The organism is Anaerococcus obesiensis, assembly GCF_016599815.1.
In the GTDB taxonomy this organism is placed as follows: Bacteria; Bacillota; Clostridia; order Tissierellales; family Peptoniphilaceae; genus Anaerococcus; species Anaerococcus vaginalis.
The window spans coordinates 71,449-88,986 of sequence record NZ_CP067016.1 but is presented as its reverse complement, the minus strand read 5'-3'; the positions used below and the strand labels follow the sequence as shown (position 1 = coordinate 88,986).

Genomic DNA, 17,538 nt, shown 5'->3' with positions numbered 1-17,538 from the left:
GCGGGTGTAGCTCAGTGGTAGAGCCCCAGCCTTCCAAGCTGGTTGCGAGGGTCCGATTCCCTTCACCCGCTCCATTTTTTTTATAAATTATTTTTATTTTTTAAAATTTTGTGGTATAATCTATATTACAGTAGGTAATGATAGTACCATATTATATTGTTAAGATATTAATAAACTTATATTTTTAATTATGCGCCTGTAGCTCAGCTGGATAGAGCAACGGACTTCTAATCCGTGTGTCAGAGGTTCGACTCCTCTCAGGCGCGCCAAATATCTTTTTAGATTATATTTTTAATTTGCGCCTGTAGCTCAGCTGGATAGAGCAACGGACTTCTAATCCGTGTGTCAGAGGTTCGACTCCTCTCAGGCGCGCCAAATATCTTTTTTAGATTATATTTTTAATTATGCGCCTGTAGCTCAGCTGGATAGAGCAACGGACTTCTAATCCGTGTGTCAGAGGTTCGACTCCTCTCAGGCGCGCCAATATTTTTATAAAAAATATTGAGCGGTATTAGCTCAGTTGGATAGAGCGACTGGCTACGGACCAGTAGGCCTGGGGTTCGAATCCTCAATGCCGCGCCAGAATTTTAGATCTTTAGTTTTGCTAGAGGTCTTTTTTATTGCTTTTTTATTTTTTCTAATTATTTTGTATTTATCTTTATATGCGTTGATTTATTTTTTGTAAATTTGCATAAAAAAACTGTTGCAAAATTTTTTTATAATCAATATTGAGTCTTTGAAATTTTGAATTTCTCTAATTATTGATTATTTTTATTTTGCAACAGACATTTTTTTCTATTTGATTTCTATGCTTGGATTATCTTTTGTTAAAAAGTGAATTTCTACTTTTCCTTCCAAATATTTTTCTAAATTTTCTGCTAGATAGTTTATTGCTTCTTTCAAATCGTCTTTTCTATCTGGATCTATGTTTTCCATAAAAAGTATTGCGTTTTTTGTATCTTCTGTTATCATTGTTCTTTGGCAATCTCTCCAATTAAAACATCTACAAATTGCGCCTTTTTCATCTCTATAGCATAATTCGCCTTCTAGGGTTGGGGAGTCTTTGTCATCTCCTATAGCTTGGAAAGGATCATTTCCTTCTGTGATTTCAAGTTTTACATCGCCTACAAATTTGTCTATATCTTCAGCTCCGCATGGTAGGGCATAATTTAATGATGCAGCATTGTAAATGTCAACTAGTGGATTGATACTTCCAACGTCTTTGTCTTTTGCCACTCTTTTTAATAGGGCTTCTATTGAACAGCGTGCTCCTTTTTTTGTTTTGAATAATTTAAAGGCATCTCTCCACACTTTTATTACTGGATTTTCGCTAAATACTGGTTTTGTAAGATAATCTAGAGCTTTTTCGTTTGCATTATCAAGTTCGTCTCTTATTTCTCTATTTGATTTTTCTTCCATTTTTATGTCTTTAAATAGGATAAGTCCTATTTCTGCTTCAGGGAATAAATCCCAAAAAGATTCGCTTGCTATAAATTTCATAATTTTCTCCTTTTCTTTTTTCCTACTATATTATATTTCCTTCAGAGTCTTGGTAGTTTATTGTTGTCCTAAATTTATTAGGGGATACACCAATTATTCTGCTAAAGGCTCTTTGGAAAGTTCTTGTTGAATTATACCCGACTTTCATTGCTATATCTATTATTTTTAAATCTGTTGTTTTTAACATTTCACATGCTTTTGAAATCCTAAGAAAATCTAAATATTCGTAGAAATTTTTTTCAAATTGGAAATAAATTAATCTGTTTACTTCAGATGTTGAAATGCCAAATTCTTTGGCTACTTTTCCAATTGTAAGATCTGTGTCAGTATAGTTTTTGATTTCATAATTTATAACACTATCAAGAAGTTTTGCCTCAGATTGTTTGAGACTAACTTGTTTAATATTGTAATAATTTCTAAATTCGCCAGGATTGATTCCTTCAGTATTTTCAAATATTTTTGTAAAGTGTGATGAGTCTGTATAGCCAACGCGTTTTGCAATTTCATTTAGACTTTTTTCAGAAAACATTAGTAAGTCGATTGCTTTTGAAAATCTAATCCTATTTAATAATTCTGAGAAAGTAAATCCAATGTTTTCTTCTAAATATTTTGTAAGACTTGATTTGCTAATGAAAAATGTAGAGGCAAGTCTGTCAAGTGTTAATTTTTCGCTCATGTGGGAATACATATACCTAAGAATTTGATTAATTTGAATTTGATGTTCATAATTTTGCTTGGTACTTATTTCATTTTTGTTTTCAAATCTTAAAAATTTAATTAAAATTCTTATAATTGATGAAATAAGATATTCATCAGAATATGGTTTTTCATCAATTTCTTCTTGGAAAGAGTCATTTCCGACTTCGTCTTTGATTTCAATAAAGGAATTTTTCATATCATGAAAAGCCTTGCTATCAAGAATTTTTATAGGATTTTTTGATAAAACTTCTATAGAATTTATTTGATTTTTCCTAAAATTACAAATATTTTTCAAATCGTCATTTATAATTTGAAAATTGTATACGATTTTGTAAAATTCCAAATCTTCTGTAACATCAGTGATAGTTGTAATATCCCAAGGCAGAATAGAAATCATGGTATTTTTTTCGATTAGATACTCAACCCCGTTTATCATAAATTTTCCCTTGCCTTTTTTGAACAAAAGAAGTCTTGCTGTACTGTGAATTAAAGTAGTGGTAGAGCTGTCTTGAAATTCTACTTCAAAATTACATATTTTTGATAAATCTGAAATTGCAGAAATTTTGGTTTGTATATTACTTATAACCATAAATAACCTCTTTAATTTTAGTTTGATATATACTTATATTATATAATATTTTAAGCTAATTTACTAATTTTTAGCCATTTATTAATAATTTTTCATAAAAACACTTATAAAAACATTTTCATTTGAATATAATTTACAATAAACTATCCGAAATTTGTCGTGTAAAAATGAAACGGTTAGAGTATACTATTGATGTAAACGATATGAGTGGCTCTAAAATTTATCTTGAATGAAAAAATCAAAACGAAACTTTATTCAAGTAAAGAGATACACTCTATTTATATATATTTTAGGAGGAATTATGAAAAAGATTCAAGTAACAAGCGAGATTAAACCACTAAAAAGAGTTTTGGTTCACAGACCAGGAGATGAATTATTAAATTTAACTCCATCAACTCTTGAAGAACTATTATTCGATGATATTCCAGATCTAGCATTAGCTCAAGAAGAACATGATAGATTTACAAATATCATGAGAGATAATGGAGTAGAAGTTGTTTATCTTGAAGATTTAATGACAGAAACATTAGATGCTAACGAAGGTTTAAGAGAAACTTTCTTAGAACAATATTTAAGTGAAACAGGATGCGAAGATAAAGAAATCCTTGCAAAAGCTAAAGAATATTTAGAAAAAATTGAAGATACAAAAGAATTTGTTGAAAAAACAATGGCTGGTTTAACATTAAAAGAACTAGGACTTTTCACAGAAGAAGATCTTCATGAAATGGTTGTAGGAAAATCATATCTTGCAATTAACCCAATGCCAAACCTATACTTTACAAGAGATCCATTTGCATCAGTAGGAAACGGTGCAGTTATCAATAGAATGTATTCTGTAACAAGAAATAGAGAAACAATCTACTGTGATTATATCTTTAGATTCCACCCAGAATACAAAGGAAATGTTCCAAATCTTTATGGTAGAGATAACGAATACCATATAGAAGGTGGAGATACATTCAACGGTAATGAAACAACACTATTAATTGGTATTTCACAAAGAACACAATATGAAGCAATCAAAGTATTAGCTAAAAAATTATTCTTTGGAGAAAATGAAAACAAGATTGAAAAAATCTACGCATTAAAAATCGATGAAAACAGAGCATTCATGCACTTAGATACAGTATTTACACAAATCGATTACGATGCATTCACATACCATCCAGCTATAATCAAAGAAATGGAAGTTAAAATCATAACAAAAGATGAAGCAAACAATGATTTACACATTGAAACAGCTTCAGGAAAATTAGACGAAATCTTAGCAAAAGCACTAGGAATCGAAAAAGTACGTCTAATCCCATGTGGTGGTGGAGACCCAATAGCTGCAGAAAGAGAACAATGGAATGATGGTTCAAACACATTAACACTTGCTCCAGGAAAAGTTTTAGTTTACAAGAGAAATACAGTAACAAACGAAGTACTAAGAAAAGAAGGTATTGAAGTATTAGAATTAGATGCATCAAACCTAACAGTAGGTCGTGGTGGTCCAAGATGTATGTCAATGCCATTAGAAAGAGAACTATAAGAAGTAAGTTAGTCACAAAATTTAAACAAAGTTATAATATAAAATATTGAAAAAATTTCAAAATAAGGAGATAATAATATGCCAGTAAATTTACAAGGACAAAGTATACTAGGATTAAAATTCCTAACAGAAGATGAAATCAAATACCTAATAGATCTAGGTGAACAATTCAAAAAATTAAAATTAACAAGAACACCACATAGATATCTAGAAGGAAAAAATATAGTATTATTATTCGAAAAAACTTCAACAAGAACACGTTGTTCATTTGAAGTAGCTGGAATGGACTTAGGAATGGGAGTAACATACCTTGATCCAGGTTCAAGCCAAATGGGACACAAAGAATCAATCGAAGATACAGCAAAAGTATTGGGAAGATTTTATGATGGAATCGAATACAGAGGATTTGACCAAGAATTAGTAGAAAAATTAGCTAAATATTCAGGAGTTCCAGTATGGAATGGTCTTACAGATGATTTCCACCCAACACAAATGATTGCTGATATGCTTACAATCAAAGAAAACTTTGGTTACCTAAAAGGATTAAATTTTGTATTTATGGGCGATTGCAGAAACAACGTAAGCAACTCATTAATGGTAGCATGTGCTAAACTTGGAATCAACTACACAGGTTGCGGTCCAAAAGAATTATGGGCAGATGAAAAATTAATTGCAGAAGCAAAAGAATTTGCAAAAGTTCACGGTTCAAAAGTAGAATTTACAGAAAACGTAGAAGAAGCAGCAAAAGGTGCTCACGCAGTTTATACAGACATTTGGGTATCAATGGGAGAACCAAAAGAAGTTTGGGAAAAGAGAATTGAATTACTTCATCCATTCCAAGTAAACCAAAAAGTTATGGATTTAGCAGATGATGATGCAATCTTCTTACACTGCCTACCATCATTCCACGATCTTCACACAACAACAGGTATAGATGTAAACGAAAAATTCGGAGACAAATATGACCTTGATGGAATGGAAGTAAAAGACGAAGTATTCCTAGGAAAACAAAGTAAAGTATTTGATCAAGCAGAAAACAGAATGCATACAATCAAAGCAATTATGTATGCAACATTAAAATAGAAAAAATAAAAATAGAAACGGATATATTTAATAGATGACAAAAAAAAGATTAGTTATCGCTCTAGGGGGTAATGCTTTAGGCAATACCCCTCAAGAGCAATTAGAATTAGTAAAAAAGACAGCTAAAACAATAGTAGATTTATCAGAAAACTACGATGTAGCAGTAGGACACGGAAACGGTCCACAAGTAGGAATGATAAATAACGCAATGGAATTTTCAGCAAACAAAGGTGGAAATACACCTGAAATGCCATTTCCAGAATGTGGCGCAATGAGCCAAGGATACATTGGTTATCATTTATCACAATCAATAAGAAATGAATTAAAAAACAGAGGCAAAGATTCCGAAATAGCTTGCGTTGTTACACAAGTTTTAGTTGACAAAGATGATGAAGCTTTCAATAAACCAACTAAACCAATAGGAAGTTTCTTAACAAAAGAAGAAGCTGAAGCCAAACACGAAGAAAACGGCTACGAATACGTAGAAGATGCAGGTAGGGGATACAGAAGAGTTGTAGCAAGCCCAATACCTAAAGAAATCATTGAAATAAATGTTGTGGAAAATTTGGTTTCAAATGGTAATATAGTAATAACAGTTGGTGGAGGTGGTGTACCGGTAATAGATACAGAAGAAGGATTACAAGGTGTGCCAGCTGTAATAGATAAAGATAGATCATCTGCATTATTAGCAAAAGAATTAAATGCTGATATGTTAGTAATATTAACAGCAGTTGATAGAGTTATGATCAATTTCAACAAACCAAATCAAGAAGAAATCAAAGAAATGACTGTTAATGAAGCTAAAAAATATATTGAAGAAGGACACTTTGCTCCTGGTTCAATGTTACCAAAAGTAGAAGCTTGTTTAGAATTTGTTGAAAAATCAGAACAAGGTCTTGCACTAATTACATCTTTAGAAAAAGCAGCTGAAGCATTAGAAGGAAAGACAGGTACTATAATAAAAAAATAGGAGAATACTATGAAAAAAGGTAAGAAAAAATCACTAAGTGCATTTTCTATCTTGATGATAGTTCTAGCTGCTGTATGTTTAATAACTTTATTAGCTAGTGGTCAAGCAATCGATTCAGATATTATTAAATCATTAGACCCAGGCAAATATGAAGATCTTATAAATGCAGTTAAAGCTGGAGAAACAGTTACTGTACAAAGTGCTAGTTTAAGTGACTTTATTATGGCTATTCCAAATGGATTTATGGATGCCGCAGATCTAATTATATTTATTTTATGTATTGGTGGATTCATCGGTATAGTAATGAGTACTGGTGCTATGGAAGCAGGAATTCGTTCCTTAGTAAGAAAAAACAAAGGTAAAGAAGGAAGACTAATTGCAGTATTAATGTTCCTATTCTCAGTTGGTGGATCAACATACGGAATGGCAGAAGAAACAATTGGTTTTTATCCATTAATCACAGCAGCAATGGTAGCAGCTGGACTTGATACAATGGTAGCAGTAGGAACAGTTCTACTTGGAGCTGGAGCCGGAGTACTAGGTTCTACAATCAACCCATTCGCTACATCAGCAGCTATGGGAGCATTAGAATCAGTTGGTATAAAATCTAATGCAACAACAGTAATGGTTATAGGTGTTATCCTTTGGTTGTCAACAGATTTAATCGTTATAAAATTTGTATTGAATTATGCTAAAAAATTATTAGAAAACAAAGAATCTTCCGTTCTAAGCGCTGACGAAAAAAACGCTATGGAAGAATATTTCTCTAACGATAACGGAGAAGAATTAGAATTTACTGGAACACACAAAGCTGTATTAACAGTTTTTGCTATAACATTTGCAATAATGATTATATCATTAATTTCTTATGTAGACATCAATTTCCACGGAGACGAAGAAGCTTATTTGAAAGCATTTGGTTGGTCAGATTTCTTGACAGGTAATCCATTAGGATATTGGTACTTCAAAGACTTAGCAGCACTATTTACCCTATCTAGTATAGTAATAGCTATAGTTGCAAAAATTGGCGAAAAAGAATTTGTAGATGGATTTATCGCAGGAGCTGCTGATTTATTATCAGTAGGTTTAATCATAGCAGTAGCAAGAGGAATTACAGTAGTAATGAGCTCTACTCACTTAGATTTCTACATCCTACAAAATTCAGCTAAATTGCTAAGAGGAGTTTCTCCATTTGTATTCGCACCACTTGCATACTTGATTTACATGTTACTATCATTCTTAGTACCATCAACATCAGGACTTGCAGCATTATCAATTCCAATCATGGGATCTCTTGCTCATCAATTAGGATATGACCCTAACATAATGATCATGATTTTCTGTGGCGCTTGTGGACTTGTAAACTTTATTACACCAACATCAGGAGTTGTAATGGGTGGACTTGCAGCAGCAAGAGTAGAATATTCAACATATTTGAAATGGGTAAAGAAACCATTCTTTATAGTAATGATTGCAAATATTGTAATTTTATCAATTGCAATGGCTGTAATGTAATAAAAACAAAACTAACAAACTCAGATTTTTCTGGGTTTGTTTTTTATTTCAAAAAAAATAAATAAGAAATTAATTATAAAAAATTAAAAATAATTTTAGAAGAATCATTTAAAGAAATTTACAAAATCAAATTTATACTTATCTATAACATATTATTTACAATTTTTTATATAATAATATAGGAAAGAATAATAAGGAGGAATAGATGGCTAGAAGAAATCGTGGTTCTGGTGGATTTTCTAATTTTCTTTCAGGACTTATAGGAGCTGTTTTGGGTGGATTTTTAGTTTTTTCACTTTTGGGTAGCTCATTAAAAACATCAGATAATAATAAAAAAGAAGCTAATACAAATTCAAATACCAAAAAAAATAATGTAGTAAATATAACAACAAACGATGAGATGACAATGGAAAGAGCAGTTGTCGAAAAAAGTATAGATTCTGTTGTAGGAATTACAACAAAAACAAAAACTACACAAAATACAATTTTAGGTCAACAAACAGGCTATGTTGAAGGAGTCGGCTCAGGCTCAATCGTTACAAAAGATGGATATATTTTGACAAATTCACACGTTGTAGGCAATGGAGATGCAAGCGAAATCAATGTTTTGTTTTCAAATAATAAAACAAAAAAAGCAAAACTTGTTTGGAATGATACAACCTTGGACCTTGCAGTTATAAAAGTCGAGGCAAATAATTTAAAACCAATCGACTTAGGCGATAGCGATACAGTAAAAGTAGGAGATAAATCAGTAGCAATAGGTAATCCATTAGGACTTCAATTACAATCAACAGTTACAAGCGGAATAATTTCAGGACTTGATAGGACAGTTTCATTCCAAAATGGAGCACAAATGGATGGATTAATGCAAACAGACGCTGCAATAAATTCCGGAAATTCAGGAGGAGCCTTGCTAAATTCAAAAGGACAACTTATAGGAATTAATACAGCAAAGGCAGGAAATTCTGATGGAATAGGATTTGCAATTCCAGTAAATTTGGCAAAAAAAGTTATAAAAGAAATAGCCAAAAACGGCAAATTTAATTCAGTATATTTGGGAATTACAGGAATAAATTTGGATTTACTTTTACAATACAATAATATAGATAGCAAAAACGTAGGAAGTGAAGACGGAGTATTTGTACAATCAATCTCAGATGATGCGAATAATTATTTCAGAAAAGGCGATATAATTACAGGAATAGATGGACAAAAAGTAAAAGATATGTCCAACCTAAAAAAGATTCTATTAAATTATAGCGTAGGAGATACTTGCAAAATTCAAATTGTAAGAGCAGGCGAGAAAAAAGAAATAGATTTCAAATTTACAATGGATTCATCAAACGTAGAAGAATTTAAAGAGGCAAATCCAAAAAAAGAAGACAGTAAAGAAGAAAAAGAAGGTCAACAATTGCCAGATTGGCTAAGACCATAAAAAATAAAGACCAAAAACATGGGTAAAATTGATTAATTTGCCCATGTTTTTTATTGGAAATAGTTTAGAAATTTTCGAATTTTCCTTTATGGATAAATATTTAAAATATTTGACAATATATATAATGTTTAGTGAAAGAATATTTAAAAAAATAAATAAAAGGAGAAAATTTATGAACAAAAATAAGAAAATTATAAGCGCAAGTCTAGCCTTGGCACTAGGAGTAAGCTTATTAATTCCTGATGCAAAAGCAAATGAAGAAAAAACACTAGAAAAAATCTTAAAAGAGCCAGCTAAAACTAGTGAAACAGTAAAAACAGAAGAAAAACCAACTGTAGAAGATAAAAAAATTACTATAAAGAAAGCTCCAGTAAATGAAAAGGGAGAAGAAAAGCCAGATGACGAAACAGAAAAGCCAGACGGCGAAACAGAAAAACCAGAAGGCGACCCAGAAAAACCAGAAGGCAAAATAGAAAAACCAGAAGGCGATCCAGAAAAACCAGAAGGTGATCCAGAAAAGCCAGACGGCGAAACAGAAAAACCAGAAGGCGGAGAAGAAAAGCCAGACGGCGAAACAGGAAAACCAGATGACAAAACAGAAAATCCAGAAACTAACGAAGAAAAACCAAAAGACGAAAAGAAAGTAAAACCTAAAGAATATAAAATGAGTGAACTTTTAAATGAAAAGGGTGCTTTTGAAAAATGTAAACAAGGAGAGTTAGGTTTTTTGGGTTTTGAAATAATGAATGGTATAAATGGAGAACCTCCTGCTCCTGAAGAAGAAGTTGATGCTATGAGACGTAAATATGAAAAATTACAAAAAGCAACAACTTGGGAAGAAATTTCAAAGATACTTGGTTATGTCAAAGAAAAGTTCGCAAGGGATCTTTTGTATGGAAAGGGCGAAAGCGATGCTTATGATCTAGAATTGGTAAAAATCATAGACGATATGGCAAATCAAAAACCACAAAATCCTAGCCAAAAAATCCTAACAGAAAAAATAAAAAAACAGGCACAACAAATACAGCAAACACAGCAAATACAGGCAATAAAGTAAATAATGCTGGAGAAAATGTACAAACAGGAGTTGGCAGCCTATCAGCAATTTTGGGCTTATTAGGAGCATCAAGCCTAGGTTTATTTAAAAGTAAAAGAAAATAATAAAATTTAATATTTTAAAAAATTAAAAATTCAAAAATGAGTATCAACCTTGTCTTTGTGACTTGGTTTGATACTCATTTTTTATCGAAATTATTGAATTTTAAATAAGAGCCTACTTTAAAGGAAAAATTAATTGATAATTTTTTTTAAAAACTTAAATCTAAATATAAATTCTTATGGTTCTGTAAATAATTTTGTGTATCAATATTTGTCAATTTTTAGTAAAAGAGCTTATCTTAATTTACATAGTCTTGAAAATAATAAAATTTAAAAATGTAAAAATGAGTATCAACCTAGCCTTTAAGACCTTGGTTGATACTCATTTTTTAAAAATATATTAAAGAGTTTGTGAGTTTATTTTCTTTTCTTTTTTAAAGCAAAAAGAGCTGATAGGGAAAGTGCCAAGGAAGTTCCTGCAAAGGATAGGCTTTCAATTCCTGTTTTTGGAGAGGTTATTCCTTGAGTCTTTCTATTATGTTCATTGTTTTGAATATTTTTATTTTTATCTTTTTGAATATTTTGTTTTTTCCCTTATCACTATCTTGTGGTTTAGTGCTTTCATCTTTTGGCTTTAATTTTACATTATTTAAGGCGTCGGTTAATTTGTTATTTAATGAAAGAATATCATTTATTGTTAGATTTTCGCCTTTAAGAGCTTTTTCTATTTCTTCAATTACCTTATTTAAATTTTTATCATTTATTTTCTTGCTAGTTTTTAATAAATTTTCAAGCGACGCTTTTGCTTTTTGGATAGATTCTTTTTCTTTTTGTAAGCTTAGGGCGTCTTTTTTATTTTTAAGATTATCTTTTGCTAAATCAAGGTTATCTTTTGCCTTGTCTATATCTTTTTGCAATTGTGTTTTTTCATCATGTGCTTTATTAAGTCTAGCTTTGATTTCATCTTCTTCTTTTTGTGCTTTTTCAAGCATTTCTTGAGCTTTTTGAGCTTCGTTTTTTGCTTTATTATATTTTTCCTTAGCTTCATTTATTTTTTCATCGTCTATTTTTTCTGGCAAATTATTTGTAAGATTTTTTATCAAATCTTCAAGTTCTTTGACCTTTTTGTCAGCTTGATCTTTTTGGATTTTTGTTTTATTCAAATTTTCGCTGGCTGTGTTTAGGTCTTCGTTTGCCTTTGCTATCAAATTTTTATTTGCTTCAATTTCTTTTTTCTTAGAATCTAGGAGATTTTTTGCTTCTTCTAATTCTTTTTGTGCTTGTTCGTATTGGGCATTAGCTTGGTTGAAAGAATCGGTTAAATTTTTAAGATTTTCTTTATTTTTATCTACTTGTTCAAGCAAAATATTTGCACTTTCTAAAGCTTTTGCATAAGCTTCTGCTTGTTCAACTTCTTCCAAAGACTCTAAATAAATATCAGCTTTCTCTTTTAATAGAGGAAGTTTTTCCTTTAATATTGCAAGATTATTTTCAAATTCTTCGGAATATTTTTTTATAAGTTTTTTGGCTTCTTTTTTGAAAATCTCATCTCTACTTGAATCGTAAGCAATATTTTTTTGCTCTTGCAAAACTTCACATGCATGTGATAAATTCATCCAAGCCTTGTGGAATTCATCATTAATCATTTCGTAATCATGTCCTTTGCCATTTCTTTTTAAATACAAGTCACCTAATTTATTATTTGCAGCTTTAGCTTTTTCTTCTAGATTATCCTTGTTTAATTTTCCATCTAAAATTTCTTGTATTACAATATTTTTGGCATTTGCTTGGCTTTTTTCTTTGATATTTTCTTTGAGATCATTGAAATTAGTATTATAATTTCTAAATATGTCAAATTCTTTTTCAGCCTCTTTATATAAATTTTTGTAATCTTCGGTAATTTTTTTGCAAATTTTATCAATTTCTTCTATTTGCTTATTTAAATCATCAATTTCATTTTGTTTTGCCTTATACCCATCACTATTCGGCTGAAGCCATTTAATATTTTCTTTGGCTTCTAGCAAATTTTGTTTAAGTTCTGACTTTTTATCGCTTATATCAGTCTTGTCTTTTTCATAATTTTTAATAGACGCATAGAGTTTATCCAAATCTTCATTTTGAGAATTTAAAGAATTGCGTGAATCATCAACTTTTGATTTCGATTTATCATAATTTTGATTTTTTTCTGTCAAATCTTCTTTTTGATCTTCCAAAAAATTATCAGAATTTTTTTTCGCTTGGTCTAAATCTTTTTTTGCCTTATCTTTTTTCTCCAAGGCATCACTTGCTTTTTTCTTTGCTTGATTCTCATAAATATCTTCTTGAGCTTTCTCATTTTTCTTAGCATCATCAAGCTTATTATTTGCCAAGTCTAGGGCTTTTTTCTTTTCGTCAGCATTTTTTTGAGCTAAATTTAAATTCTCTTTTGCTTTTTCTTGTTGATTTTTAGCGATATTAAGTTCTTCTTTTGCTTTGGCTAAATTTTTGTCAGCCTCAACTTGTTTATTCTTTTTTTCGCTAAGATTTATATATTCGTCACTTGCCTCACTTTGTTTTTTGTAAGCAGAAATAAAATCATTATCAGCTTTTTTCTTATTTTCATTGGCTTTATTAAGTTCATTTTGTAAAGATAAAACTTTTTTATCAAGTTCTATTTTTTCATTTTCTTTAGCTTTTAAATTTTCATTTGCAAGATCTAATTCTTTTTGTGCCTTGCTAAGTTCATTTTCAAGATTTTTTTCATTTAAATTATCAGCAAAGCCAGTAGAATTTTCTCTATATTCTACCATATTTTCATCATTATTAGATGCGTAAGAATTATAAACGGGATTAACAACCCCCAAGCCCATAGCCAAAATTAGGGCAGTAGCGAATTTTTTATTCTTTTTCAAAATTTAAACCTCCATAATGTTAAATTTTTTCTATTAAATTATAATTTAATAAATAATGATTATTTGATTTTCATTTGAATAGTAATTTTTTAAATTTCAAATCATTTAAATAAAAAAATTTAAAAAAGCAAATTTAAAAATAAAAATTCAAAGGAAATAATTCATAACAATAATCATTATCATAAATATGATAACAAAAATTTTTTTCTTTGAATATCAAAATATTGTCTTTTATTGAAAATAATATTAAAAAATAATTGTACAAAATAAAATTTGTAAAGTTAAATAAGAAATTTTTATTTTCAATTTTAAAATATTTTGAAAATTTTCAGAATTAAAAATATTTTCAAATTTTAAATTAATTTTGCTTGAAAAAATTTTATTTAAGATTGAAAATTCAAGAAAAAAATAGTCAAGAAAAAGTCTTGACATTAGATTGAATTGCTAGTATACTTTATAGGTCAAGAAAAATACTTGACGGGTGAGAATATGGAAAAATTAGTACAAGTTGCAAGATTGTTTGACACTTATGGCTCTCTTTTAAATGAAAAACAAAAAGACGTCATAAATTGTTATTACAATGAAGATTTATCATTAAACGAGATAGCAGAAAATAACAATAAATCAAAACAGGCAATTTCTGATATGATTCAAAGGTCTGTTGACAAGTTATTTGAGTTTGAAAATGAGCTTTCTTTAATAAAGAAAAAAAATCAATTAAGAGAAGATTTGTCTTTGTTAAGAGAGTTGATCGAAAGTTCAAATCAAAGTGAAGCTATGGATATGATCGATGAAATGATAAATAAAATTTAGGATGTGAAAATATGATTTTTTCAAATCTTTCTGAGAAGTTACAAGAATCTTTAGGAAAACTTACAGGAAAAGGAAAATTAAGCGAAAAAGACATCGACAATGTAGCCAGAGAAATAAAACTTTCTTTGCTTGAGGCTGACGTTAATTACAAAGTAGTTAAGGAGTTTGTCAAAAAAATAAAAGAAAGAGCTATGGGTCAAGATGTCATGGAATCTCTTACTCCAGGTCAAACTGTAATTAAGATTGTAAATGAAGAACTTACAAATCTTATGGGTAAGGAAAATTCTAAACTTGAGCTAAAGGGATCTACTCCTCACGTTGTGTTGATGGTAGGTTTGCAAGGTTCAGGTAAGACAACTCACTCTGGAAAACTTGTCAGGAAATTAAAAAAGGAAGGCAGAAATCCTCTTTTAGTAGCTCTTGATGTTTACAGACCTGCGGCAATTGAACAATTGAAAGTTGTGGGCAAACAAGCTGAGGTTGAAGTTTTTGAAAAGGGAAAGCAAGATCCTGTTCAAACTGCAAATGAAGCAAAAGAATATGCTAGAAGAAATAACAATGATGTTGTTATAATGGATACGGCTGGACGACTTCAAATCGATGAAGATTTGATGGATGAGCTTAAAAATATTAAAAAAGTTGTAAAACCTGACGAGATACTTTTGGTAGTTGATGCCATGGTTGGACAAGAATCTGTAAATGTTGCAAAAACATTTGATGAATATCTTGATATTACTGGCGTTATTCTAACAAAACTTGACGGAGATGCAAGAGGTGGAGCAGCTCTTTCAATTAGACAAGTTGTAGGAAAGCCAATTAAATTTATTGGTACAGGCGAAAAGCTTGATGATCTTGAAGCCTTTCATCCAGACAGGATGGCATCAAGAATTCTTGGCATGGGAGATGTCTTATCCCTAATTGAAAAGGCAGAAAAGCAAGTTTCTTTGAAAGATGCAAGAGAGCTTGAAGAAAAAATGCGAAACCAATCCTATACTCTTGATGATTTTGTTGAACAAATAAATCAAATAAGAAATATGGGACCGCTTGAAGATTTACTTGCTATGATTCCTGGAGTAAACAACAAAATGCTAAAAAATGTAAATGTTGATGAAAAAGGATTTGTAAGGATTGAAGCTTTAATATCTTCTATGACAAAAGAAGAAAGAGAAAAACCTGAGATTATTGGCAAAAGCCGTAAGGAAAGAATTGCCAAAGGCTCTGGGGTTGATATGAATGAATTAAATAAATTATTAAAGCAATTCAAAGAACTAAAGAAAATGATGAAACAATTTACTAATATGAAAAAGGGAAGAAAAGGCAAAAGAAAATTCAATATGCCTTTCTTCTAAAAAATACGGAGGTTATGATGGCAGTTAAAATTAGATTAAAAAGAATGGGACAAAAGAAAAGACCATTTTACAGAGTAGTTGTAGCAGATTCTAGAAGTCCAAGAGATGGAAAATTCATCGAAGAAATCGGAACATACAATCCAGTATCTGAACCAAAAGAATTTAAAATTGACAACGAAAAAGCTAAACAATGGATTAAAAATGGTGCAAAACCAACTTCTATTGTTGAAAAATTATTTAACGACAACAACGTTTTAGCATAATAAAATGAAAGAATTAGTCAAACTAATAGTTACAGAACTTGTCGAAGACAAAGATGCTGTAGGAATAATATTAGAAGAAGACAACGGAGAAGTTAACATAAAAATTAACGTAGCAGAAAAAGACAAGGGAAGAGTTATAGGAAAGGGTGGAAATATTATTAATTCCATTAGAACTATTGCTCGTGCTTGTGCAGTCAAAGAAGATGTTAAGGTTAATATAAGAATATGAAAATAACTGTAGCAGAGATACTTACAACACACGGGATAAAAGGAAATCTAAAAATAAAATCTTATTCAGATAATGAAAAAAGATTTGAAAAAGGATCAAAACTTTTACTTGATGGAAATTTAGTTACAATCGAATCATCTTTTAAGCATAAGGGTAGTATCATCATAAAACTCAAGGAATATGATGATATTAATGAGGTAGAAAAGTTTATTGGACACGAACTTACTATTGAGGATAAGGACTTAGAAAAATTAAATGATGGAGAATATTATTTATTTGATTTGATTGGCCTAAAAGTTTATGAAAAAAATCAAGAACTTGGTTTTATAAAAGATGTCATCACTGGAGTTTATCCAAATGATATCTATGTAATAGAAAAAGACGGAAAAGAAATTTATTTTCCAGCCTTAAATGCTACAGTAAAAAATGTTGACTTAGAAAATAAAAAAATAGAAGTAGAAAACTTCAAAGATTATGAATAAAATAACTATACTTACACTTTTTCCCGAATCATTCGAATTTCTAAAAAGCTATGGAGTTATAGGAAAGGCAATTGAAAAAGGACTTATTGAAATTAATCTTGTTGATATAAGAGATTATAGCAAAGACAAACACAACAGGGTTGATGATACAGTTTTTGGTGGGGCAGCAGGAATGCTTATGAGGCCTCAACCGATTTATGATGCTCTAATAGCAAATAAAAGTTCAAAATCAAAAGTAGTCTACATGTCTGCAGCAGGAGAAATCCTAAACCAAAAATTAGCAATCAAATTTGCAGATTTTGAAGACTTGGTAATAATTTGCGGTCATTACGAAGGAATAGATGCAAGAATTACCAATCACTATGTTGATTATGAAGTTTCAATTGGAGATTATGTTTTAACCGGTGGCGAAATCCCTGCCATGGTGTTAATAGATTCTCTTTCAAGATTTATTGGGGGAGTTGTTGGGAAAAAAGAATCATTAGTTACAGATTCACACTACAATGGTCTACTACAATATGATGAGTACACGAAGCCTAGAAATTTTAATGGATATATGGTTCCAAAAGAACTTTATAGTGGAAATCATAAAATAGTAGAAGAGTGGCAAAAGAAATCATCTCTTCAAAAAACCAAAAGAGTAAGAAGAGATTTATACGATAGATATATCAAGGAGGATCACGATGGAATTAATCAAAAAAATAGAAAATGAACAACTACGTGAAGATAATCCAGACTTTAGAGTTGGAGATACTGTAAGAGTAAGCTACAGAATCAAAGAAGGAGACAAAACAAGACTCCAAGACTTTGAAGGAGTAGTAATCAAAATAAATGAAGGAAATCTTGGAAAAACTTTCACACTTAGAAGACTTTCTTATGGTGTAGGAGTAGAAAGAACATTCCTTTATCACTCACCAAGACTTGAAGCATTCAAAATCGTTAGACGTGGTAAGGTAAGACGTGCAAAACTAAATTACCTAAGAGGACGTCAAGGTAAGGCTGCAAAAGTTAAAGAAAAAACAAATTATTAATAAAAAGGCCCAAAGGCTCATTGAATTAGGGATTTTAGAAAACTGATTTAAAGAGTATTT

At 30.4% G+C, this 17,538-nt stretch carries 17 protein-coding genes and 5 tRNA genes; 18 read left to right on the top strand and 4 right to left on the bottom strand.

Going from position 1 to position 17,538, the window contains the following annotated elements:
- The 5 genes from I6H46_RS00440 (at position 1) to I6H46_RS00420 (ending at position 582) form a co-directional block, all read left to right on the top strand.
- Positions 1–74, top strand: a tRNA-Gly gene (locus I6H46_RS00440).
- A gap of 118 nt (positions 75–192) precedes the next feature.
- Positions 193–269: transfer RNA gene (locus tag I6H46_RS00435), tRNA-Arg, on the top strand.
- A gap of 29 nt (positions 270–298) precedes the next feature.
- A tRNA-Arg gene (locus I6H46_RS00430) sits at positions 299–375 on the top strand.
- 31 nt (positions 376–406) lie between these two features.
- Positions 407–483: transfer RNA gene (locus tag I6H46_RS00425), tRNA-Arg, on the top strand.
- 22 nt (positions 484–505) lie between these two features.
- A tRNA-Arg gene (locus tag I6H46_RS00420) sits at positions 506–582 on the top strand.
- Between the two features lie 213 nt (positions 583–795).
- On the opposite strand, the gene I6H46_RS00415 is transcribed toward I6H46_RS00420, so the two are convergent.
- Both I6H46_RS00415 and I6H46_RS00410 read right to left on the bottom strand, forming a co-directional pair.
- The gene (locus I6H46_RS00415; RefSeq protein WP_019117389.1) at positions 796–1,500 is read right to left on the bottom strand and encodes a B3/B4 domain-containing protein; all 705 of its coding nucleotides are present in this window, start codon (positions 1,498–1,500) and stop codon (positions 796–798) included.
- Between the two features lie 25 nt (positions 1,501–1,525).
- Entirely contained in the window at positions 1,526–2,788 is a 1,263-nt protein-coding gene (locus I6H46_RS00410) for a helix-turn-helix domain-containing protein (RefSeq protein WP_019117390.1), read from the bottom strand.
- 301 nt (positions 2,789–3,089) lie between these two features.
- Between I6H46_RS00410 and arcA the strand changes: the two genes are divergently transcribed.
- The 6 genes from arcA (at position 3,090) to I6H46_RS00380 (ending at position 10,379) form a co-directional block, all read left to right on the top strand.
- Positions 3,090–4,319, top strand: coding sequence for an arginine deiminase (gene arcA / locus I6H46_RS00405; protein WP_019117391.1), 1,230 nt, complete (start codon positions 3,090–3,092; stop codon positions 4,317–4,319).
- A gap of 78 nt (positions 4,320–4,397) precedes the next feature.
- The gene (gene argF, locus I6H46_RS00400; RefSeq protein WP_019117392.1) at positions 4,398–5,402 is read left to right on the top strand and encodes an ornithine carbamoyltransferase; all 1,005 of its coding nucleotides are present in this window, start codon (positions 4,398–4,400) and stop codon (positions 5,400–5,402) included.
- A 34-nt stretch (positions 5,403–5,436) separates the two neighbouring features.
- Positions 5,437–6,372: a carbamate kinase gene (gene arcC, locus I6H46_RS00395; protein ID WP_004839169.1), complete on the top strand. Its 936-nt coding sequence runs from the start codon at positions 5,437–5,439 to the stop codon at positions 6,370–6,372.
- Positions 6,373–6,381: 9 nt separating this feature from the next.
- On the top strand, positions 6,382–7,887 hold the full coding sequence (locus I6H46_RS00390; RefSeq protein WP_019117393.1) for a YfcC family protein: 1,506 nt from the start codon (positions 6,382–6,384) through the stop codon (positions 7,885–7,887).
- Between the two features lie 205 nt (positions 7,888–8,092).
- Positions 8,093–9,322 carry a S1C family serine protease gene (locus I6H46_RS00385; protein ID WP_019117394.1) on the top strand — a complete coding sequence of 410 codons (1,230 nt, stop codon included), beginning with the start codon at positions 8,093–8,095 and terminating at the stop codon, positions 9,320–9,322.
- Positions 9,323–9,494: 172 nt separating this feature from the next.
- Positions 9,495–10,379, top strand: coding sequence for a peptidase (locus I6H46_RS00380; RefSeq protein WP_234287368.1), 885 nt, complete (start codon positions 9,495–9,497; stop codon positions 10,377–10,379).
- Positions 10,380–10,837: 458 nt separating this feature from the next.
- Here the strand turns inward: I6H46_RS00380 and I6H46_RS09555 are convergent, their stop codons facing one another.
- On the bottom strand, positions 10,838–10,888 hold the full coding sequence (locus I6H46_RS09555) for a hypothetical protein (RefSeq protein WP_234287424.1): 51 nt from the start codon (positions 10,886–10,888) through the stop codon (positions 10,838–10,840).
- Between the two features lie 47 nt (positions 10,889–10,935).
- A complete protein-coding gene (locus I6H46_RS00375; protein ID WP_234287367.1) occupies positions 10,936–13,311 on the bottom strand; it encodes a coiled-coil domain-containing protein in 2,376 nt (791 codons plus the stop codon).
- Between the two features lie 489 nt (positions 13,312–13,800).
- On the opposite strand from I6H46_RS00375, the gene ylxM reads away from it, so the two are divergent.
- The 7 genes from ylxM to rplS are packed head-to-tail and all read left to right on the top strand — an operon-like array spanning position 13,801 to position 17,478.
- Positions 13,801–14,124, top strand: a complete 324-nt coding sequence (gene ylxM, locus I6H46_RS00370) for a YlxM family DNA-binding protein (protein ID WP_070606408.1) — start codon at positions 13,801–13,803, stop codon at positions 14,122–14,124.
- An 11-nt stretch (positions 14,125–14,135) separates the two neighbouring features.
- Positions 14,136–15,473 carry a signal recognition particle protein gene (ffh, locus tag I6H46_RS00365; protein WP_019117399.1) on the top strand — a complete coding sequence of 446 codons (1,338 nt, stop codon included), beginning with the start codon at positions 14,136–14,138 and terminating at the stop codon, positions 15,471–15,473.
- A 17-nt stretch (positions 15,474–15,490) separates the two neighbouring features.
- A complete protein-coding gene (gene rpsP / locus I6H46_RS00360) occupies positions 15,491–15,736 on the top strand; it encodes a 30S ribosomal protein S16 (RefSeq protein WP_019117400.1) in 246 nt (81 codons plus the stop codon).
- 4 nt (positions 15,737–15,740) lie between these two features.
- Positions 15,741–15,965, top strand: coding sequence for a KH domain-containing protein (locus I6H46_RS00355; protein WP_019117401.1), 225 nt, complete (start codon positions 15,741–15,743; stop codon positions 15,963–15,965).
- A complete protein-coding gene (gene rimM, locus I6H46_RS00350; protein WP_019117402.1) occupies positions 15,962–16,447 on the top strand; it encodes a ribosome maturation factor RimM in 486 nt (161 codons plus the stop codon). The genes I6H46_RS00355 and rimM overlap by 4 nt, the downstream gene beginning before the upstream one ends.
- Complete coding sequence (trmD, locus tag I6H46_RS00345) at positions 16,440–17,159, top strand: tRNA (guanosine(37)-N1)-methyltransferase TrmD (RefSeq protein ID WP_200225894.1); 720 nt, start codon at positions 16,440–16,442, stop codon at positions 17,157–17,159. The genes rimM and trmD overlap by 8 nt, the downstream gene beginning before the upstream one ends.
- On the top strand, positions 17,131–17,478 hold the full coding sequence (gene rplS / locus I6H46_RS00340) for a 50S ribosomal protein L19 (protein WP_004816243.1): 348 nt from the start codon (positions 17,131–17,133) through the stop codon (positions 17,476–17,478). The genes trmD and rplS overlap by 29 nt, the downstream gene beginning before the upstream one ends.
- Positions 17,479–17,538 lie beyond the last annotated feature (60 nt).